The sequence below is a fragment of the Alteromonas hispanica genome, assembly GCF_010500915.1.
In the GTDB taxonomy this organism is placed as follows: Bacteria; Pseudomonadota; Gammaproteobacteria; order Enterobacterales; family Alteromonadaceae; genus Alteromonas; species Alteromonas hispanica.
The window spans coordinates 352127-373467 of sequence record NZ_JAAAWP010000002.1; the positions used below are offsets into that span (position 1 = coordinate 352127).

The following is a 21341-nucleotide window of genomic DNA, read 5'->3' on the forward strand; positions in this document are numbered from 1 at the left end:
ACGTATCTTGAAATTACACTATTGCTCCCCATTTACGGGAGCAATATTGACATCACGGAAAACCATTTTGACTGCAGATACTACCTGTTTCGACGCGCGCGTGAAGGCGCTTAAATCGCCCGAATTTTTAGCCTCACTAAGAGAAATAAAACGCGGTGTAGAACGAGAAGCGCTTCGAATCAATCCAAATGGCACATTAGCCCAAACCCCACATCCAAAGCCGTTAGGTTCAGCTCTGTCCCATGAGTCGATTACCACAGACTTTTCCGAGTCACTGTTGGAGTTTATTACTCCGCCCGAGGCAAGCTCAGCAAAAACCGTTGCGCAACTCAAAGATATTCATCGCTTTGTTGCTGACAACATAAACGACGAGCAAATTTGGCCGCTCAGTATGCCCTGTTTTATTGATGACGAGACGGAAATTCCCATTGCTTATTTCGGCGAGTCGAACGTGGGCAAAATGAAGCGAGTTTACCGAATAGGGCTAAAAAATCGCTATGGTAGCATGATGCAGGCTATTGCCGGCGTGCATTTTAACTTTTCATTTCCAGATAGTTTTTGGGCGCTGTGGGCAAAGCAAAATGGCACAACCCATTCGCAAGAGCAAACTTCTGCGGAATACTTTGGGCTTATACGCAATTACCGTCGTCTATGCTGGTTGATTCCCTACTTATACGGTGCATCTCCGGCACTGTGTAGCTCATTTTTAAAAGGTAAAGAGTACAGCTTGCCGTTTAAGAAAGTAGGAAAAGGGACCCTTTACATGCCATATGCAACATCGTTGCGTATGAGCGATTTAGGCTATACCAGTGCTGAGCAGTCGTCGCTTAAGATTTGTTATAACGAGCTAGACAATTATGTTCGTCTTCTACGCGATGCCATGAGTACACCTTCCACTCGATTTGAGCGTTTCGCTTCTGGCGAAGGCGGCAATTACCAACAGCTGAGCCACAATATTATTCAAATTGAGAATGAGCTGTATTCTCCAATTCGACCCAAGCAGCCCACAGAGTCGATGGAAAAACCCACTGACGCGCTAGTGAGACGGGGAATTAGTTATATCGAGGTAAGAGCACTCGACGTCAACCCGTTTTCTTCTGTAGGTATCAGTGACACACAGTTTAATTTTCTTGATGTATTTTTACTGGCTTGTTTACTTATTCCAAGTGAAGAGTTTGACGAGCAGCAGTTAAACGAGGCAAAAGAAAATATGGATCGTGTGGTGCTTGAAGGCCGCAAACCGGAACTGATGTTGTCTAACAACGGTGTCGATGTAACCTTGCCTGAGTGGAGCAAAAAGCTATTTACGTATTTTGAGCAGGCTGCGAACATACTTGATGAAGCAAATGATACGAAGCAATACAGAGAGGCAGTAGCGCAGGAATACGCAAAAACGCAAAACCCTGAGTTAACGCCGTCGGCAAAAATACTGCAAACTCTTTTATCTGAAAATAAAGATAACAGTATATTTGGGCTTGAATTGGCGGCTAAGTATAACAAGGAGATGAAGACCTTCGATTATACTTACACGCAAAGTGAAGATTTTGTTGAACAAGGAGAGCGCTCGTACGAAGCGCAAAGAGAGATTGAAGCCGCCGACACAAAAGACTTTGATACTTTTATAAAAGACTATTTTGCAGAGCCCCCGGCAAAAAAAAATGCCTGACATAGGTCAGGCATTAAAAGGTTCCAGGGAAACACACATTTTACTAGAACATTAATTAAGACACGCTATGAACCAAAAGTTCAAAAAATGGGTTGTTTTTTTATCAACTCTCATCGTTCTTTTTCCACTATTGATCGCGGGGTGTGCCACAACGCCTCCGAAAAATAGCAGTAACTTGTGTGAAATCTTCTTCGAGAAAGAGGACTGGTATGATGCTGCTGCCGATGCGAGAGATAAATGGGGAGTTCCTATTCACGTGCCCATGGCCATGATGTATCAAGAAAGCTCATTTAGACATGATGCATTGCCGCCAAGAGACTATGTGTTTTTTGGTTTAGTGCCATGGGGAAGAGTGAGCAGTGCGTATGGGTACTCACAAGCAAAAACCCCTACCTGGCAAGATTACATCAGAGAAACAGACAACGGCGGTGCCGACAGAGACGACTTTGAGGACGCTATCGACTTTATGGGCTGGTTTATTTATAAATCACAAAAAGTAAATGGCGTATCAAAATGGGACGCATACGCCCAATATCTGAATTATCACGAAGGGTGGGGAGGATATAAACGCCGCAGCTATGACAGAAAACCCTGGCTTAAAAAAGTTGCGTCAAAAGTTAAAGCTCGCTCATTACGTTACGCGACCCAACTAAAAACCTGCGAAGAAGAGCTTCAAAAAGGTTGGTTGATGAAGTTATTCAGTTAAGCAAAAAAACGAGGGATAGACGAGTGTCTATCCCTCAGCGACGCCAAGCCAAGACCGTTTTTTACCCAACGTCGAACAGGCATATATAATCTATTGCAAATGATAATGATTTGCAATACCGATTGTTGAAATAATTTCTAATCTCCCCTCCGCGTGTTGGTATTTTTGATATAGATCAAACCAACCCTGTGAAGTACGCCTGCGAAATATGGCCTTTGATCTAGATCATAACGACGAGGGCCGCACTCCCATACACTTTATCCATAGCAGATTTATTCACCACTTTGGAGAGAACAATTATGTTGTGGACAATGATTAAAGATCCGGTAGTTTGGGGCTCACTTTTAGGCATAGGTATTATTGTAGCCATGATGGTGTATTACACCTATTTGTTCATGCACAACAGTGCGGCGGGCAAGTAAGCGCGAAAAGCACCTCTTGCAGATGCGTTAGATGCATCAGCAGCGCTATGCAGGGCTAATTAAGACATCAAGCCGCAGGAATAGTATTGATATATCAGCATTGGCGTTGAAAAGCGTAATTACTGTTTGTCACTTATTGAAGGCACTTCGAGTAACACTAAAAGCGCGGCTTTGCCACCGTATTCCAGCGGTGCTTGATGAAACGCTTTAACGTGGGGGTGTTGGACCAAGTAGTGGGGAAGCGCGGCTTTCAGCACGCCTTGACCAAACCCATGCATAATGCAGGCGCAATCGATGAGATCTTTTCTCGCAGCATAAATAAGAGCGCCAATTTCTTCCTTCGCCATCTCACGGGTTAGGCCATGAAGGTCAAGGTGAATCTCGGGTGAAAAGTCTCCCCGTCTTAATTGCTTTAAAACGTGCGTGGGAACATCGTTGCGACAATAACGCATCGGGCCTTCTTGAGGCAGACTCGCTTGATACATATCTGAGAAATTAAACGACGCGGCAAGCTGTTTGCTGTGCTTGATATTTTTAATCGACGACTGCTGTTTCTTTTTAAACAGCTCTACTTGCCTGTCAGGCTCTACTTTGTCTTGTGACAAAGGCTTAACGCCCTGCATAGCATCAGCAAAGGAAAAAGTTTCCTCGTCTTCGGCAGGTTTGTTTACATTTTGCTGCTTTTTGAATGCCTTTAATTCTTTTTTAAATACTCTCATCTCGAATCTTACCCGCATTACAGGGCTTCTGCGCACGCAGTTAATTATGTGAATTAGCATTAAGTTTGGGTATGATACCAGCTTTCAAAATATTGATGTACCCAAACGCTATGACCGATAAGTTTTACCTAGAAGAAGCCATTGACGATCTGCACACTTTGCTAGATATGACTCGATGGGCGACAAGCCGTTTTAATGACGCTGAGCTCTATTTCGGTCACGGTACTGATAATGCGTGGGATGAGGCCGTAAGCCTTGTTCTTCAGGCTCTGCACCTTCCGCATCCCATTTTAGCTTCTGTGGGCGAAAGTATATTGTCCTCTCGTTTAACTAAAAGCGAGCGCGAGAAAATAGCTGAGTTGGTACTGAAGCGTGTTCAAACACGTATGCCTTTGCCCTACATTACCAACGAAGCATGGTTTTGCGGTATGCCTTTTTACGTTGATGAGCGCGTATTAATTCCTCGTTCTCCTTTTGCTGAGCTTATTCAAAACCAGTTTTCTCCTTTTGTGGAAAACGAGCCAGCGTCTATTCTTGATATGTGTACTGGCGGAGCTTGTATCGCTATTGCTTTGGCACACGCTTATCCTGAAGCACAGGTAGATGCAGTCGATATTAGTACTGATGCATTAGAAGTCGCCGACATCAATATACAAGAACATGGCTTAAGTCACCGTGTTTATCCTATTCAGTCAGATCTATTCACAAACCTTGAAGGGCAAAAGTACGACCTCATCATTTCAAATCCGCCCTATGTGGATGCACAGGATATGGCTGACTTACCAGATGAGTATCATCACGAACCTGAATTGGCACTGGCTGCTGGCGAAGATGGACTCGATTTAGTCGATACAATGCTGCGCCAAGCAACGAGCTATCTTAACGATGGCGGCTGGCTGTTCATCGAGGTGGGTAATAGCGAAGTGCATATGAACAACAGGTTTCCTGGTTTAGAAGTCATTTGGATTGAGTTTGAAAATGGCGGGCAAGGTATTTTTGCCGTGAATAAAGACACGCTGGTTCAATATTTTAGTAGTAAGGATTAATAGTTAATTATGTCAGGTAATAGCTTCGGAAAACTTTTCACGGTAACCACTTTTGGAGAAAGCCACGGTATTGCTATTGGTGGTGTGGTTGACGGTTGCCCTCCAGGACTGGAAATTACTGAAGAAGATTTGCAAATAGATTTAGACAGAAGAAAGCCGGGAACCTCTCGCTACACCACAGCACGCAGAGAAGATGACGAGGTACAAATTCTTTCTGGTGTGTTTGAAGGTAAGACAACAGGTACCAGCATAGGTCTGTTGATTAAAAATAAAGATCAACGCAGCCAAGACTACGGTAATATTGCCGATCGCTTTCGTCCCGGTCATGCCGACTATACCTACGATCAAAAGTACGGCAGTCGTGATTATCGCGGTGGTGGTCGCTCTTCTGCCCGCGAGACAGCAATACGCGTAGCGGCGGGGGGGATTGCCAAAAAGTACCTTAAAGAGGTGCATGGAATAGAAGTACTGGGTTATTTATCTCAGCTAGGCCCTATTGCGGTTGAAAATGTCGACCACGCCATTACCAATACCAATCCGTTTTTCTGCCCAGACGCGAGTAAGTTAGACGCTCTTGATGAATATATGCGCGACTTAAAAAAGTCTGGCGACAGCATAGGTGCAAAGGTATCTGTTGTTGCTAAAAATGTACCTGTTGGGCTTGGTGAGCCTGTTTTCGACAGGTTAGATGCGGAAATTGCCCATGCCATGATGGGAATTAATGCAGTAAAAGGCGTGGAGATTGGCGATGGGTTTGAAGTCGTTAATCAAAAAGGCAGTGAACATCGTGATACGTTAACGCCTGAAGGGTTTGCCTCTAATCACGCGGGTGGCGTACTTGGGGGTATTTCCACTGGTCAAGACGTTGAAGTTCACATGGCGTTAAAACCAACATCCAGTATATCTGTGCCGGGTACAACGATTAACAAGCAAAACGAAGAAATTGATATTGTGACTAAAGGTCGACACGACCCCTGCGTGGGAATTCGTGCAGTACCTATTGCTGAGGCAATGATGGCACTTGTTTTAATGGACCACCTACTGCGTCATAGAGCTCAGAACATGGGCGTGGTATCAACTACTGCTCCCATTGCAGGCTCGCGATAAGCGACTCAGTTTCTCGTTATAATTAGCGCCACTAACAATATGTTAGTGGCGCTGTTTTATGTACACACTTTGACTCGTTCTTTTTACTCAAGCTCTTTACGCGCTTACGCAATTTCATTGAGGAAAATGTCTGTTGAAAGCGATTTATTTCACAGAAAGTGATATTCAAAGCGCTTTTACTAAAGAGTTTTTATCTAAAGAGTTACTACACAAAGAGCAATAGCTCATGGAGACGTTCGTTGACACTTAGCCCTCAATCTTCTGGCACTAGCAAAAAGTCGCTCATTATTCTTGCCCTTACTTACTGGCTTTATTTTGGTCAACTTGGCGTTCTTGTCCCTTATCTGGGGATTTTCTTAGACGGAAGAGGCTTTTCATCGCAAGATATCGGAGAGCTATTTGCGGTGATTACGCTTGCTCGCATTCTAGGTCCAGGGCTTTGGGCTGGTGTTGCCGATAAAACAGGAAATGCGATTGGTGTAATGAGACTTGGGTGCTTTTTGACTGTGCTTACGTTTAGTTCGGTATTTTACTTTTCCAGTTTCTGGGGGCTTACTTTAGCGTTCGGCCTAATGATGATGTTTTGGACCGCGGTGTTACCCCAGCTGGAGGTGATCACCATGAACGCGGTGTCTACAAGTTCCACAACTTACGGACAGATAAGGTTATGGGGCAGTGTCGGTTTTATTTGTTTAACTGTTAGTGCTGGTAAGGCGCTAGATATTTTCTCAACTGAAACGCCAGTTTATGTCAGTGTTGCCGTGCTGTCTCTGCTATTTATCAGCACCTTGTTCATCACTGTACCTTCTAAAAAAGCTAAAACAGAGAGTTCAACAGGCAGTATATGGACCTTCGTAAAACAAAAGCCGTTTGCTGTTTTTATCTTTGCATCAGCCTGCCTCCAAATTAGCTTTGGCGCGTTTTATGGCTTTTTTGCACTGTATATGCGAGACCTTGGATACTCGGGTCAACAAACTGGGGTATTCATTGCGCTTGGCGTATTGGCCGAGGTGGGCATTTTTCTTGTTGCACGACACCTCATCAGTCGTTTTGGCGTGTGGAATTTATTATTTGCCAGTATCGTGCTGACTGCACTTCGCTGGTACTTGCTAGCAGACTTTGCTGAATTCATATCCGTTATTGTAATAAGCCAAATTATTCACGCTTTAAGTTTTGGTTTAACTCATGCGGTGTCGGTACACTTTATTCATCAATATTTACCTGCCGCGTTTCATAGCCGCGGGCAAGCTGTGTATATCAGTATTGCGTTTGGCTTAGGCGGCGCTTCGGGTAATTATCTCGCGGGACAGCAGTGGTCTCAGGGGGCCAATGCATATGAAGCTTTTATAACTGCAGCTGTATTTGCTGGTGTAGGTGCACTATCACTGTTTTTGTGCTCAAAAAAGGTAATGGATGGCGAGGCTTCCAGAACCCCGCAGTCAAACTAAGGCTGCGCGGCCAAACTAAGGCAGCGCGGCCAAACTAGGGCGATTCTGGGTGGGGACATTGCGCTATAACTTCGGTTTTACCATCTGGATGCTCTTGCTCTAAACGGACGTCGAATTTCCACAAACGATGCAAATGTCTCATGACTTCCTGTCTTGAGTTGGCAAGTGGAATATCATTTTGAGGGATGTATCTCAGCGTCAGCGACCTATCGCCGCATATATCAACGTTGTAGACCTGAATATTAGGCTCTAGATTACTTAAATTATACTGAGCTGATAGGGCTTCTTTTATGGTGTGATAGCCCTTTTCGTCATGAATTGCGCTTACACTAATAAACGATTTTGACGTGTCATCCTCTAACGCAAATAATTTAAAGTCTCTGATTATTTTGGGTGACAAAAACTGACTGATAAAGCTTTCGTCCTTAAAATTTTGCATAGCAAAATGCACAGTCTCTAACCAATCTTTCCCCGCAATACTGGGAAGGTAATAATAGTCCTCTTCAGTGGGCGACTGACAAACACGCTTTATATCCATAAACATAGAAAAGCCGAGCGCGTAAGGGTTTATACCGGAATAGTAGGGGCTATTATATTCAGGCTGCATAACCACACTAGAATGGCTATGTAAAAACTCCATCATAAACCTGTCGCTCACTAGTTTTTCGTCATACATTTGATTGAGTATGTGATAGTGCCAAAAACACGCCCATCCCTCGTTCATAACTTGAGTTTGTTTTTGGGGATAAAAATACTGTGACACTTTACGCACTATCCTCACAATTTCTCGCTGCCACGGCTCAAGTAAAGGGGCGTTTTTTTCAATAAAGTAGAGCAAGTTTTCCTGCGGTTCTTCGGGAAAACGGGCAGGTTGAGCCTGTTTTTTTTGAGCCCCCTCTGGCAGCGTTCTCCACAGTTCATTGACTTGAGACTGCAGATACGCTTCGCGTTCCTGTTGACGAGTCTTTTCTTCTTGTAATGATATCTTCTGAGGCCGCTTATACCTGTCTACGCCAAAGTTCATTAGCGCGTGGCACGAGTCTAGAATATTCTCAACTTCGTTTATGCCGTATTTTTGCTCGCAGTTGGCAATGTAGTTTTTGGCGAAAACCAAATAATCGATAATAGAACTGGCATCTGTCCATGTTTTGAAAAGGTAATTGCCTTTAGAAAAAGAATTATGGCCATAGCAAGCATGAGCCATAACCAACGCCTGCATAGTGACGGTATTTTCTTCCATCAAATAAGCAATACAGGGGCTAGAGTTTATGACTATTTCGTAGGCAAGCCCCATCTGACCACGTTTATATTGCTGCTCTGTTTGAATAAATTTTTTGCCAAACGACCAGTGGGTATAGTTCAGCGGCATGCCTATACTGGCATAAGCATCCATCATTTGTTCGGCGGTTATTACTTCAATTTGGTTGGGGTAGGTATCTAATTTAAAGCCTCTGGCGATCCTATCTATCTCCTGCTCATATTGTAGCAGTAGGTCAAAGTTCCAGTCTGGCCCGTCGTCGAGCTTATGAGGCGATGAAGCTGCCTGAATTGGCATGATAGACTCCTTAGCGTGCAGAGGCATCTGCGCGTTTAAATAATTCTCTAAACGCAGGATAAATATCTGCTTGAGACTCAATATGTTTGCAGATAAAGTTGCTGTGAGCAGTGCTCACCGCGTCAAATATTTTCCACAAGCTTTGATGAGGTCTTTGCGTTATTTCAATGTAAGTGTAATAACGACAGGCTGGCAGCAAGTGATTGGTGAGTAAGTCTCCGCATTTCGGCGAATCGTCCGCCCAGTTATCGCCATCTGAGGCTTGCGCCCCATAAATATTCCACGCACCGTCACTATATCGTTCGTTGATAATGTCTTTCATTAGTTTTAAAGCGCTAGAAACTATGGTTCCACCGGTTTCCTGAGAGTAAAAAAACTCGTTTTCGTCGACTTCTTTAGCCTGCGTGTGATGTCGAATATAGACCACTTCAACATTTTCGTAGGTACGACTGAGAAACAGGTACAACAAGATATAAAATCGCTTGGCGGTTTCTTTGGTTTCTTGATCCATTGAACCTGATACATCCATAAGGCAGAACATCACTGCTTTACTGCTGGGGAGCGGGCGGGTATCGTAATTTTTAAAGCGTAAATCAAAGGTATCAATAAAAGGAACTTTGGCTATTTTTGCTTTTAAAGCGGCAATATCTTTTTCAATTGCCAGAATATGTAAGGTGTTTTCGTGTTTGTCCTCACGTAGGCGTCTAAGCTCTTCCTCTAGCTCTCCCAGCTTTCGCTTATCAGCTGCTGTTAACGCTATTCGCCGAGCAACGGAACCTTTTAAAGAGCGAACAATATCTAAGTTGGTGGGCATGCCATCGGTTTGATAGCCAGCGCGGTAGGTTTCGTATTGAGTAACTTGAGCGAATTGATTTTTTTGAAGATTTGGCAATTCAAGATCTTCAAACAATATGTTTAAGTACTCGTCTTTTGAAATTGAAAATACAAATTCGTCTTGGCCTTCACCTTCATTACTGGCTTCGCCGGCTCCGCTTCCTTGACCCTCACCACCCAAAGGACGCTCAATTTTGTCGCCCGCAGTAAACTGATCGTTGCCAGGATGAACGATGTGTCGTTTGCCGCCTTTCCCCGTATGAAAAATAGGTTCAGAGATATCTCTTTTGGGAATGCTAATTTGTTCACCGGATTCAACATCGGTTACCGAGCGCTTGCCGACGGCGTCTGAAACCGCTCGCTTTATTTGCTGCTTATAGCGTTTTATAAAGCGCTGTCGATTTATAGTGCTTTTGCCTTTGCTGTTTAGCCTTCGGTCAATAAAATGTGCCATAGACACCTACTTACATAATGTGGCATGTGTGCAGGTTTCTCATACCACGGAGTTTAATCGCGCAAAAAGAGTGTGTCGTTACGACGCTTTTCTCACCCTTAGATACCATTCGCAAAGTAATCGAACCTGCTTCTGTGTATAGCCTTTCTCGGTCATGCGATTAACAAAGTCATCGTGTTTTTTCTGTTCCTCTGCAGAGCCCTTGGTGTTGAATGAAATAACGGGCAGCAGATCTTCTGTATTTGAGAACATTTTCTTTTCAATAACAGTGCGCAACTTTTCATAGCTTGTCCAAGAAGGATTATTTCCGCTGTTATTCGCTCTGGCACGAAGAACAAAGTTAACGATTTCATTACGAAAGTCTTTGGGATTACTTATTCCCGCCGGTTTTTCAGTTTTCTCAAGCTCAGCATTCAGTGCGGCGCGGTCGAACAGTTGTCCGGTTTCAGGATCGCGATACTCTTGGTCTTGGATCCAAAAGTCAGCATAAGTCACATAGCGGTCAAATAAGTTTTGGCCGTATTCTGAATAACTTTCTAAATAAGCAGTTTGTATTTCCTTTCCAATAAACTCTACGTATCTCGGTGTGAGATAACCTTTGATGAATTCGAGGTATCTATCGGCAAGTTCTTGATTAAATTGCTCGCGTTCTATTTGCTTTTCTAGCACGTAAAACAGGTGTACTGGATTGGCAGCAACCTCTTGGCTATCGAAATTAAATACCCGTGATAAGATCTTAAAAGCAAAGCGGGTGGAGAGCCCTTCCATACCCTCATCTACGCCAGCATAATCTCGGTACTCTTGGTAAGATTTAGCTTTGGGATCTGTATCTTTTAGGCTTTCGCCGTCGTAAACGCGCATTTTAGAAAACAAGCTGGAGTTTTCTGGTTCTTTTAAGCGAGATAACACAATAAATTGTGCCAAACATTCTAAGGTATCTGGAGCACAGGGTGCTCCATGTAATTCGCTAGTATCAATTAATTTTCGATAAATTTTAATTTCTTCACTTACCCTCAAGCAGTAGGGCACTTTCACAATATATACCCGGTCTAAAAAGGCTTCGTTATTTTTGTTGTTGCGGAACGACTGCCACTCAGACTCATTAGAGTGAGCCAAAATGAGGCCATCAAAGGGTAAAGCCGAAAAACCTTCAGTAGGGTTGTAATTACCTTCTTGTGTTGCGGTAAGTAAAGGATGCAGTACCTTAATAGGTGCTTTAAACATCTCAACAAATTCCATCAGCCCCTGATTGGCTTTGCATAAAGACCCAGAATAGCTATAAGCATCGGGATCGTTCTGCGCATATTGCTCTAAACGACGTATATCTACTTTCCCCACGAGAGCGGATATGTCTTGATTATTTTCATCTCCGGGCTCGGTTTTAGCGATACCTGTTTGGTCGAGAATAGACGGATAAACCCGTACCACTTTAAATTGAGTAATATCGCCATTAAATTCATGCAGGCGCTTTCTGGCCCAAGGCGACATAATCGTTTTGAGATATCGCTTTGGAATACCGTATTCACGGTTTAAAATTTCGCCGTCTTCTTTTTCATCAAACAAACACAGCGGGTGATCGTTTACTGGGGAACCTTTAAGCCTGTATATGGGAACGTTTTGCATGAGCTCTTTAAGACGCTCCGCAAGTGATGATTTTCCGCCTCCCACTGGGCCCAACAGATATAAGATTTGTTTGCGCTCTTCAAGTCCTTGAGCAGCGTGCTTTAGATAAGACACGATTTGCTCGATAGCGTCTTCCATGCCATAAAACTCAGAGAAAGCTGGGTAACGAGAAATAATGCGGTTGGAGAAAATGCGGCTAAGTGCAGGGTCGTTAGCCGTATCAACTTTTTCGGGCTCGCCGATAGCCGTAAGTAATCGTTCTGCCGCGTTGGCATAGGCAAGTGGCTCTTGCTTACAAATTTCAAGAAATTCACCAATGGTAAACTCTTCCTGCTTACGCTCTTCAAAGCGGCTTTGATAATGTTCAAAGATACCCATAAATACCCCTCAGAAATCTAAACCCCTTACTTTCATGGTAGTAGGTATTCGGGAAAACGTGAGGTTTTGTTACTTAACTTTTTAGTAATACCGTATAGGGTGTAACGTTAAACACGGCCCAATAAAAAAGCCCCGCAGGTGCGAGGCTTCAATTCTTAAGACTTCGTAATCCGTCGTCGACGACTACAACAATCTTTTTTTATTTTTACATTGCTTACGCTAGGTTGCTGTTTGCAAATTCCCAGTTAACTAGTGCCCAGAAGTTTTCTAGGTATTTAGGACGTGCATTGCGGTAATCGATGTAATAAGCGTGTTCCCAAAGGTCAACAGTCAGGATAGGTGTTAATGAATCACCAGAGATTGGCGTTTCCGCATTGCTGGTGTTAACAATGTCTAAGCTGCCGTCTGCTGTTTTAACGAGCCATGTCCAGCTTGAACCAAAGTTGTTTACTGCCTTGTCGTTAAATGCTGCTTGGAAGTCTGCAAATGACCCCCACTTCGCATTAATTGCATCTGCTACTGCGCCTGTCGGCTCACCGCCACCATTTGGGCTTAGGCAGTTCCAGTAAAAAGTGTGGTTCCACACTTGTGCCGCGTTGTTGAACACACCGCCTTCAGACGCCTTAATGATCTCTTCAAGGCTTTTGCTTTCCATGTCCGTACCTTCAACAAGGCCATTAAGCTTTGTTACATAGGTCGCGTGGTGCTTACCGTAGTGGTACTCAAGAGTTTCGGCAGAAATATGCGGTTCAAGTGCATTTTGTTCGTATGGTAATGCTGGTAATTCAAAAGCCATGTCGGTCTCCATGATTAGTTTGTATTTATAACGTTATTCCCCCCCCCTAACGCCTGTGGAAAGGAGGCAACGTGCTAATTTAGCTCACTAATAACATTACGTAGTAAAGCATAACGTAGAAGTGGGGATAAAGTCTTATAACTCAATGACAAAATTATGAATTTTTTGCCACGGTAAAAACGTTAATGTTAATTAATACCTTTAGATAGCGCATGACTGAGTGAACAGATCACTTTACAACGTAGAAAACGCCTCTATTGGCAGTACTTCATTTCGCTAGTGCGGGCCAAAGCGCTAATTGCTTGAAGTAAACATTAAGAAGGATAACGAGAAAATAAATTATGTTATCCTCCCCTTGATAAATGTGATGAGCATTCCCACTTCTTGAATATTAACTATTCCGCTGAGAGGATCTAATGGATAACACTGAAAGCCAATCGACGATTGAACGAATAAAGCAACAAATAGAAGAAAATCCAATTCTTCTTTATATGAAGGGCTCACCAAAACTACCAAGCTGTGGTTTTTCTTCACAAGCATCGCAAGCGCTAATGTCGTGCGGTGAGGCATTTGCTTATGTTGATATCCTTCAGAACCCAGACATTCGTGCAGAGTTGCCAAAATATGCCAATTGGCCTACGTTCCCGCAACTGTGGGTTGACGGTGAACTTGTGGGTGGTTGTGACATTATTATAGAAATGTTCCAGCAAAACGAGCTACAGCCACTTATCAAAGAAACTGCTGAAAAACATAAAACTGAAGAGTAAAACCGTAAATCAGTTTACTATATTAAGAAGCCGGCTTTCAGTCGGCTTTTTTTATTAGGAACGGCAAGAAAACTTTCACCTTTACCCCCGCTAAAATTATATAGACAAGTCAGAAAACAAAATCCTCTACGGTGTGAAAATATATTTTTATTTTGTCGAAAATGGTTTGTTTTTTAGTGCGTTACGCTCTATAAATCGTGCCGTGCTGACGAATTAATCGTCAGTGTTGAAGGTAAAAATACAATCATTTTTGAATTGGTTTAGAACGCATAAAGCGTCAACGCTACTAAAAGCACTCCGGGAAAACACCATGAATACACACTTGTCTTTACTGACTAAAAACGTACGCAGCATTCTTACTGCATCTGCTGCGTTTTCCGTTATCGCAACTGCGCCTGTTTTTGCGCAAGAAGAAAGCGATGAAACAAAAGCAGAAGATTATGAGCAAATTGCAGTAGTAGGTTCACGTGCTGCTCCGCGCTCAATTGGCGATTCAGCAGTTCCGATTGACATTATTTCCAGTGAAGATTTTAAGCAGCAAGGTGCCACCGATATGGTATCCATGATGCAAACAGTTGTACCTTCATTCAACGTGAACGACCAGCCTATTAACGATGCATCAACACTTGTACGTCCAGCTAACCTTCGCGGTATGGCGTCAGACCACACGCTTGTGCTAGTAAACGGAAAGCGTCGTCATCGCTCTGCAGTTATCACGTTCCTTGGCGGCGGTCTATCAGACGGTGCACAAGGTCCAGATATTTCGGTTATACCAGCATCAGCATTGAAGCAAGTAGAAGTACTTCGTGACGGCGCCGCTGCGCAATACGGTTCAGATGCCATTGCTGGTGTTATCAACTTCGTACTAAACGACGCCTCAGAAGGCGGTACGTTTGAAGCACGTTACGGCTCTTTCTATGAAGGCGATGGTGACATGATCCAGCTTTCAGGAAATGTTGGTCTTCCACTGTCTGACAATGGATTCATTAATCTTTCAGCAGAATATCGCACTGCTGACGATACATCACGCAGCATTCAGCGCGATGACGCTGCCGCTCTTGTCGCTGCAGGAAACACCTTTGTTGCAAATCCTGCGCAAATTTGGGGCTCGCCTGAAATTAAGCACGACGTAAAGCTTTTTGCTAACGCTGGGTTAGAGTTATCTGATACGTCAGAAGCTTACATGTTTGGTAACTACGCTGTGCGTGAAGTTGAAGGGGGTTTTTACTTCCGTAATCCGCACACTCGTGGTGGTGTTTATGCCAGCGGTGATGGTTCATTACTGGTAGGTGATTTAACAGGTGACATGTCAGGTAACTGTCCAACGGATATCGCTCCGGGTGCAAATGTTCTAACTAACGACCGTTACATCAATGAAGTAGCAAACAACCCTGATTGCTTCGCATTCAACGAAATTCTTCCAGGTGGTTTTACGCCTCGCTTCGGCGGCGAAGTGACTGACATGTCTTTGGTATTTGGTACCAAGGGTGAGTTAGATAACGATGTGACTTATGACGTTAGTGTAAACTTAGGCCAAAACGAAGTTGATTTTAAAATTAGCAACACAATCAACCCGTCTTTAGGTCCAGATACGCCGTTCGAATTTAGTCCTGGCCGTTACACACAGTCGGAACAAACATTGGATATCGATTTAACTAAACCATTTGATGTTGGTTTATACGAGCCACTTTTCGTTGCGACGGGTTTCCAATACCGTCATGAAAGCTACGAAAGTTTCGCAGGCGATAACGCTTCCTACGAAATTGGTCCATTGGCGTCACAAGGTTTTGGTATTGGTTCAAACGGTTTCCCTGGCCTAGCAGCGAACAGCCAAGGCCTTGTGTCTCGCCATAACATTGCGTTTTATATCGATGCAGAGGCATACATAACAGAGAACTTTATGTTAGCCGGTGCCCTTCGTTATGAAGACTTCTCTGACTTTGGTGATACAACAAAAGGTAAAATTGCTTTCCGTTGGCAGGCGCTTGAAAACATCGCGTTCCGCGGTGCGTTCTCAACGGGCTTTAAAGCACCTACACTTGGACAAAGCAATGTGCGTAACGTAACAACTGCGTTTGGTACAGATGGTAAACTTATTGACCGTGCAACACTGCCTCCTACAGATCCAGTGTCTCAACTTAAAGGCGGTGAACAGCTTACTCCGGAAGAGTCTGAGAGCATTACATTTGGTGTGGTTGCTGAGTTTGATAACGGACTCTTTATTACCGCAGATTACTACAACATCGAACTTACTGACCGTCTAAGTACAGCGTCGGGTATTGCACTGACAGACGAAGACATTGCTACCTTGATTTCTCAAGGTGTTAACGATGCATCTAGCTTCTCTGAAATTAGCTTCTTTACTAACGACTTCGATACTACCACTGAAGGTGTAGATATCGTTGCAAACTACAGCATGGAAATGCTGGGTGGAGATACTAAATTCTCACTTGCATACAACTGGACGTCTACAGTAGTGGACCGTGCTTCTGACAATATTTCAGATTTTCGTATCCGCATGCTAGAAGACAACCTTCCAGCAGTACGTTATAGCGCAACGGCTAACCACACTAATGGTGACTGGCGCTTCCTTACTCGCCTGAACTATTTTGGCAGCACGTTTGAAGATCACTTAGACTCAGCGCTTCCAATTGAAAAGATTGGCTCTGAATTTACGGTTGACCTAGAAGTAGCGTATAGCTTTACAGAAGAGTTCACACTTACTGTAGGCGCGAAAAATGCGCTGGATGAATATCCTGACGAAAATACCCAGTATGCTGGTATTGCTGGGTCGTTGTACCCAACAACAGCACCAATAGGTATTAACGGTGGATTCTACTATCTACGCGGTATGTATACGTTCTAATTGGCGTAATACTTAAAAGGGAGCATCTGCTCCCTTTTTACGTTAAAAGCCTGAAATTTAAAACGTGAAAAGCCAAAAAAAGACAGGCATTATTAGGGTCTGTAAGCAATTCGAAACACGTGCAATAGAGATTTATGACCAGAAAGTCGACAGTAGCTGAAACCTTCTTAAAATACCGTAGCAAATTAATGCGCGCGGTAGGTTCTATTGTTGGTGCTGATGATATCGAAGATATTGTGCAAGAAGCATTTATTAAGAGTTATGAGGCCGAACTAAAACAAGAAATACAGTACGAACGGACCTACATGCTCAAGACTGCGCGCAACTTAGCGCTCAATCATGTGTCGAAAGCTGAAAACAAGAATAAACAGCATTTAGACGATATGGATTTATTGCCCTATGAGTTAATTGGGCACAGTTTAGAAAAAAACGTTGAAAGTAAAGAACGCTTTATTCATTTTTGCCGAGCCACAGATACATTATCGGCGGATGTAAAGCGCGTATTTTTGCTGAAAAAAGTTTATGGCATGCGACAGAAAGAGATTGCTGAACTTGTGGGGTTAAGTGAAAGCACCGTCGAAAAGCATGTCGCCAAAGGTCTTTTAATGTGTTCTCGGTATTTGGCCGACTTATCTAAAGACACGACATCGCCCCAAGCACCCGTGAGTGCGACTCAGGACATAAGCCGTAGTTAATATGAACAATATTCGTCAATTTTCCAGTAAAGAAGATATCCAAGAGCAGGCATGCCTGTGGGTTAGTCGCCTAGATCGCGGTTTGAAAGACAATGAACTCGCAGAGCTTGATAACTGGCTGGGTGAGAGCAACGCCCACCGACAGTCTCTCATTGATGCTGCTAGCTTGTGGGACGACATGTCGGTACTGAATGAGTTAAGTGGTTTGTTTCCAGAAGCAACCATGCGTAAAAACGACGCGGGTAAAAACAAACGTCAGTCTTCTCATTCTTCTCGTCATTATTCGAAAACTTGGGGAATTGCAGCAGCATTTTTGGTAATGGCGCTAGCCATAGGTACTGTCGTGCAGCGCGGATGGTTAGACAATAGTGCTGAGTTTGCGAGCACAAGTGAGAAGGTTGAAACCGGCGTGGGAGAGCAAAAAAATATTACTCTTGCCGATGGTTCTATTCTTCACCTGAACACTAACTCTATTGTTACTGTAGATTTTTCCCCAACAGCTCGCAGTATAGTATTACTTAGAGGCGAGGCGCATTTTGAGGTGGCTCATGATAAGTCTCGTCCGTTTTCAGTCACCGCGGGGAAAAACACCGTCACTGCGGTAGGGACGGCGTTTAATATGCAGTACATCGATGATAACGCCTTTGAGTTGGTTGTTACCGATGGCAAGGTGTTAGTGAAAGATAGATTTAAAGATGCGTCTTCTGCAGAATCACTTTTTGGTAAGAAGTCTGTAGCGGAAGAAGGGCTTCTTATGTTCGCTGGCGAAAAGGCGACGGTTCAAGGAAAAGTAGAAGCGCGTGAGAATATGACGCAGAACGATATTGAAGATGATCTTGCATGGCAGCAGGGCATGATTGTGTTTAAGGGCGAGCCTCTTGAAGCGGTACTAGCAGAGATTGGGCGATATACGTCGGTTCGTTTCAGTATTGCTGATGAGCGCTTGCGCAAACGTCGAGTGGCGGGTTACTTCAAAGTGGGTGATATTGACGGTTTGCTAGCGGCGCTTAAAAGTAGTTTTAATATCAATTATGAGAAAGTAACAGAAACGAGCATTCAATTATCGGTAGCATCTTGATGATTGATTAAAAAGTTAGCCGGATGTCACTGCCCTTAGTGGCATCAGGCTATTGAATGTGACAATATAATAACGACAAATAGCACATCGAAAAATTATCTTGCAGTACATGCATTTTGCTAACATCTCGCACTTTATTAAACGTCAAATTTTATGTTGGCGTGAATCTGCTGTAGATACGCAGCACGGGAATGCAAAGCGAAGTGCTTTTTTTCTTGTCGTAGTTATTTCTTTACTCAGTGCGATATGCTCAAACAACAGCTATGCACTGCAAAATACAATAGCTGAAAAAGGGGCCCCGGCGCCTCCCATCGCTTCTCCACCTTCCTATACATTTTCGGTTAAGTCTCAATCGGCAGATGAAGCACTCACAGAGTTGGCGAAGCAGGCTAACACAACATTGCTTTTTCCTTTCGATTTAGCAAAGCGCGTTAAAACCAATTCATTGGTTGGAACCTTTACGCTTAGCGAAGCTCTTCAGCAATTACTAGAAGGCACCGAACTTGCCGTTATTACTGATGAGCTAGGTGTGTTGAGTATACGCTCACGAGCGTCATTAACCGCCAAGAAAGCTTCGCAGAATAAGCAAGAAGAGCAAGCCGACAACGGTAACGCACTAGAACGCATTGCTATTGTGGGAACGCGAAATACTCCCCGCAGTGCAACAGACTCTCCTGTTCCTCTAGATATCATTGGTGCAAAATCCTTAAGTTCTCAGGGCAACGCAGATGTATTGTCTATGCTCAGCGTTATGGTTCCGTCTCTTAATGTGAACGACCAGCCTATAAACGATGCAAGCAGCTTGGTTCGGCCTGCTAACCTACGGGGAATGTCATCTGATCACACGTTGTTACTGCTCAACGGTAAACGCCGCCACCGCTCTGCGGTTATTACCTTTCTTGGCGGTGGTCTGAGTGATGGTGCTCAAGGCCCAGATATTTCTGTTATCCCAGCCTACGCTTTAAAGCAGGTTGAAGTATTGCGCGATGGTGCTTCTGCGCAATACGGCTCTGACGCAATTGCTGGCGTAATTAACTTTGTGCTCAAAGATGCGAAAGCGGGCGGGAATATTGCTCTGAAAACTGGCGCATACGGCGAGGGAGATGGTGAACTTTTCCAACTTCAGGGAAATCGAGGTTTTGCATTTGGCGACAACGGTTTTATTAATGTTACCGGGGAGTATAGACAGCAAGGTGGCACATCTCGCTCTGTTCAGCGCGATGACGCTATTGCCCTAACTCAACAAGGTAATGCATTCATCGACAACCCCGCACAAGTATGGGGGGCTTTAGATGTGGACAAAGACCTTAAATTTGCAATTAATACAGGTTTCAAATTTTCACCGTCTACCCAGCTTTATGGTTTTCTTACTGCGGCTAAAAGAGAGTTGTCTGGAGGCTTTTATTACCGCAACCCGCAAACCCGAGAAGGTGTGTTTAGCAGAACCAACTCCGAAACCGGGGCTCGGCGCTTAATCGTTGCCGATTTAGACGGTGTAGATAGTGGTATATCCTGTCCGTTGATAACATTGAACGACGCTAATGTGCTTGAAGATCCGAACTATCTGAAAATAGCGGATAACAGTACCCCTTTGGGCGCTAATTGTTTTGCGTTTAACGAACTTTATCCGGGCGGTTTTACGCCAAGCTTCGGCGGTGTGATTGAAGATGGCTCCGTTACCCTGGGCTTAAAAAAAGAATTGCCTTACGACTGGGCGTTTGATGCAAGCGCAACGGTTGGTTACAGCAACATTGACTATAATATCAGTGGCACGGTAAACCCGTCGTTAGGTCCGGAATCGCCCACGGCCTTTGATCCCGGAGGCGTATCTCAAGTTGAGCGTACATTAAATTTAGATTTTACTAAGCTGATTCAATCGGTTTTTGAAGATCCTATCAGCATTGGTGTTGGTCTTGAATGGCGCAAAGAGACATACTTTCAAAAGGCCGGTGATATAAACTCATACATAGCCGGACCTTTTGCCTTAGAGCCACCACTTGGTTTAAACGAAGGGTTTGCGATTGGCTCAAACGGTTTTCCAGGCTATCAGCCTCAATCTGCGGGACACTGGAGTCGTAACAACTGGGCAATGTATGGCGACATAGAGCTGTTTGTTACCGAGTCATTGCAATTCGGATTGGCTTCGCGGGTAGAACATTTTAGTGATTTTGGAACGACTTTCGATGGAAAGCTCAGTACCCGCTACAAGTTAAGCGATCTGTTTGCTATTCGAGGTTCTGTTAATACGGGCTTCAAAGCGCCGACAGTGGGGCAGAGTAATGTTATCAACGTAACTACTGCTTATGGCGAAAACGGGCTTGAAGACCAAGCTACGTTACCTCCCACTGATATGATATCTATGCAATTAGGTGCAACGCCTTTGCAGCCGGAAGAGTCGGTAAATTTCAGTGTGGGGGCGGTGTTGCAAGCTAGCGACCAGTTCTTTGCTACCATCGATTATTTTAATATTAGATTAAGAGATAGAATTAGCACCACTTCAGCTATTCCACTTACTGAAAGCGATATCAATACGCTTATTCAAAACGGTCGCCCCGACGCTGCAAAATATAATGCAGCGAAATATTTCACCAACGATTTTGACACAAAAACACAAGGTATTGATGTTGTTGTTAACTATCAGTTTATGTTTGATGAGTGGCAAAACAATTTACTTTTTGCGTATAACTGGACAGACACGCAGGTAGAGCGAGTTACACTTTACCCCGCGGTTATTGATGGAAGATTACAATTAGCGCCAAACCTAACCGAGGCACGCATCCGCATGCTGGAGGATAATTTGCCGGCACACAGGGGGAGCATTACATTAGAACAACGTCTGCAGTCTTTTGAGTTTACTTGGCGACTGAATTATTTTGGTTCTTTTTATGAAGACCATTTAGATGCGTCTGCAGGGCTAGACATATACGGAGGAGCTAGATTTACCATGGATGCGCAGTTTGCGTGGCAGTTTTCAAAGGAAACTCGGTTAACCTTAGGCGTACAGAATCTTTTTAATACACTACCAGGTACGAATGTTTTTAAAGGGGAAGTTGGAGCACTCTATCCGCCGACCACGCCAGGTGGTATCAACGGCAACTTCTTTTATGCGGGTTTAGAGTATTCGTTTGAGTAAACGTTAAACGCTTTTGATAGGGAATATGAAGGCGGACAGAAAATAACG

The 21341-nt window shown here is 43.9% G+C and carries 16 protein-coding genes; 11 read left to right on the forward strand and 5 right to left on the reverse strand.

Annotation, left to right across the window (positions count from 1 at the left end; translation table 11 throughout):
- Positions 1 to 67 precede the first annotated feature (67 nt).
- The 3 genes from gshA to GTW09_RS17675 all read left to right on the forward strand — a co-directional run bounded on the left by gshA (position 68) and on the right by GTW09_RS17675 (position 2794).
- Entirely contained in the window at positions 68 to 1666 is a 1599-nt protein-coding gene (gshA, locus tag GTW09_RS04495) for a glutamate--cysteine ligase (RefSeq protein WP_163110696.1), read from the forward strand.
- A gap of 67 nt (positions 1667 to 1733) precedes the next feature.
- Entirely contained in the window at positions 1734 to 2372 is a 639-nt protein-coding gene (locus tag GTW09_RS04500; protein WP_071979567.1) for a transglycosylase SLT domain-containing protein, read from the forward strand.
- Between the two features lie 299 nt (positions 2373 to 2671).
- A complete protein-coding gene (locus GTW09_RS17675; protein ID WP_269529771.1) occupies positions 2672 to 2794 on the forward strand; it encodes a hypothetical protein in 123 nt (40 codons plus the stop codon).
- Between the two features lie 119 nt (positions 2795 to 2913).
- Here GTW09_RS17675 and smrB read toward each other — a convergent pair whose 3' ends face one another.
- Positions 2914 to 3513 carry an endonuclease SmrB gene (gene smrB / locus GTW09_RS04505; RefSeq protein ID WP_163110425.1) on the reverse strand — a complete coding sequence of 200 codons (600 nt, stop codon included), beginning with the start codon at positions 3511 to 3513 and terminating at the stop codon, positions 2914 to 2916.
- A gap of 110 nt (positions 3514 to 3623) precedes the next feature.
- On the opposite strand from smrB, the gene prmB reads away from it, so the two are divergent.
- From prmB to GTW09_RS04520, 3 genes are all read left to right on the forward strand, one after another.
- Positions 3624 to 4559 (forward strand): 50S ribosomal protein L3 N(5)-glutamine methyltransferase, encoded by a 936-nt coding sequence (prmB, locus tag GTW09_RS04510; protein WP_163110698.1) that lies wholly within the window; start codon positions 3624 to 3626, stop codon positions 4557 to 4559.
- A 9-nt stretch (positions 4560 to 4568) separates the two neighbouring features.
- Entirely contained in the window at positions 4569 to 5666 is a 1098-nt protein-coding gene (aroC, locus tag GTW09_RS04515) for a chorismate synthase (RefSeq protein ID WP_163110427.1), read from the forward strand.
- A gap of 239 nt (positions 5667 to 5905) precedes the next feature.
- Positions 5906 to 7114: an MFS transporter gene (locus tag GTW09_RS04520; RefSeq protein WP_203565620.1), complete on the forward strand. Its 1209-nt coding sequence runs from the start codon at positions 5906 to 5908 to the stop codon at positions 7112 to 7114.
- 34 nt (positions 7115 to 7148) lie between these two features.
- Here the strand turns inward: GTW09_RS04520 and GTW09_RS04525 are convergent, their stop codons facing one another.
- The 4 genes from GTW09_RS04525 to sodB form a co-directional block, all read right to left on the reverse strand.
- Positions 7149 to 8669, reverse strand: coding sequence for a SpoVR family protein (locus GTW09_RS04525; RefSeq protein ID WP_163110429.1), 1521 nt, complete (start codon positions 8667 to 8669; stop codon positions 7149 to 7151).
- Positions 8670 to 8679: 10 nt separating this feature from the next.
- Positions 8680 to 9957, reverse strand: a complete 1278-nt coding sequence (locus GTW09_RS04530; protein ID WP_163110431.1) for a YeaH/YhbH family protein — start codon at positions 9955 to 9957, stop codon at positions 8680 to 8682.
- Positions 9958 to 10035: 78 nt separating this feature from the next.
- Positions 10036 to 11958 (reverse strand): PrkA family serine protein kinase, encoded by a 1923-nt coding sequence (locus GTW09_RS04535; RefSeq protein WP_071979563.1) that lies wholly within the window; start codon positions 11956 to 11958, stop codon positions 10036 to 10038.
- Positions 11959 to 12172: 214 nt separating this feature from the next.
- The gene (gene sodB / locus GTW09_RS04540; RefSeq protein WP_071979558.1) at positions 12173 to 12754 is read right to left on the reverse strand and encodes a superoxide dismutase [Fe]; all 582 of its coding nucleotides are present in this window, start codon (positions 12752 to 12754) and stop codon (positions 12173 to 12175) included.
- 416 nt (positions 12755 to 13170) lie between these two features.
- On the opposite strand from sodB, the gene GTW09_RS04545 reads away from it, so the two are divergent.
- The 5 genes from GTW09_RS04545 (at position 13171) to GTW09_RS04565 (ending at position 21293) form a co-directional block, all read left to right on the forward strand.
- The gene (locus tag GTW09_RS04545; RefSeq protein WP_071979557.1) at positions 13171 to 13521 is read left to right on the forward strand and encodes a Grx4 family monothiol glutaredoxin; all 351 of its coding nucleotides are present in this window, start codon (positions 13171 to 13173) and stop codon (positions 13519 to 13521) included.
- A 310-nt stretch (positions 13522 to 13831) separates the two neighbouring features.
- Entirely contained in the window at positions 13832 to 16387 is a 2556-nt protein-coding gene (locus tag GTW09_RS04550; RefSeq protein ID WP_163110433.1) for a TonB-dependent receptor plug domain-containing protein, read from the forward strand.
- Between the two features lie 134 nt (positions 16388 to 16521).
- The gene (locus GTW09_RS04555) at positions 16522 to 17082 is read left to right on the forward strand and encodes an RNA polymerase sigma factor (protein ID WP_163110435.1); all 561 of its coding nucleotides are present in this window, start codon (positions 16522 to 16524) and stop codon (positions 17080 to 17082) included.
- 1 nt (position 17083) lies between these two features.
- Positions 17084 to 18160, forward strand: coding sequence for a FecR family protein (locus GTW09_RS04560; RefSeq protein WP_163110437.1), 1077 nt, complete (start codon positions 17084 to 17086; stop codon positions 18158 to 18160).
- Between the two features lie 109 nt (positions 18161 to 18269).
- Positions 18270 to 21293 carry a TonB-dependent receptor plug domain-containing protein gene (locus GTW09_RS04565; protein WP_163110702.1) on the forward strand — a complete coding sequence of 1008 codons (3024 nt, stop codon included), beginning with the start codon at positions 18270 to 18272 and terminating at the stop codon, positions 21291 to 21293.
- Positions 21294 to 21341 lie beyond the last annotated feature (48 nt).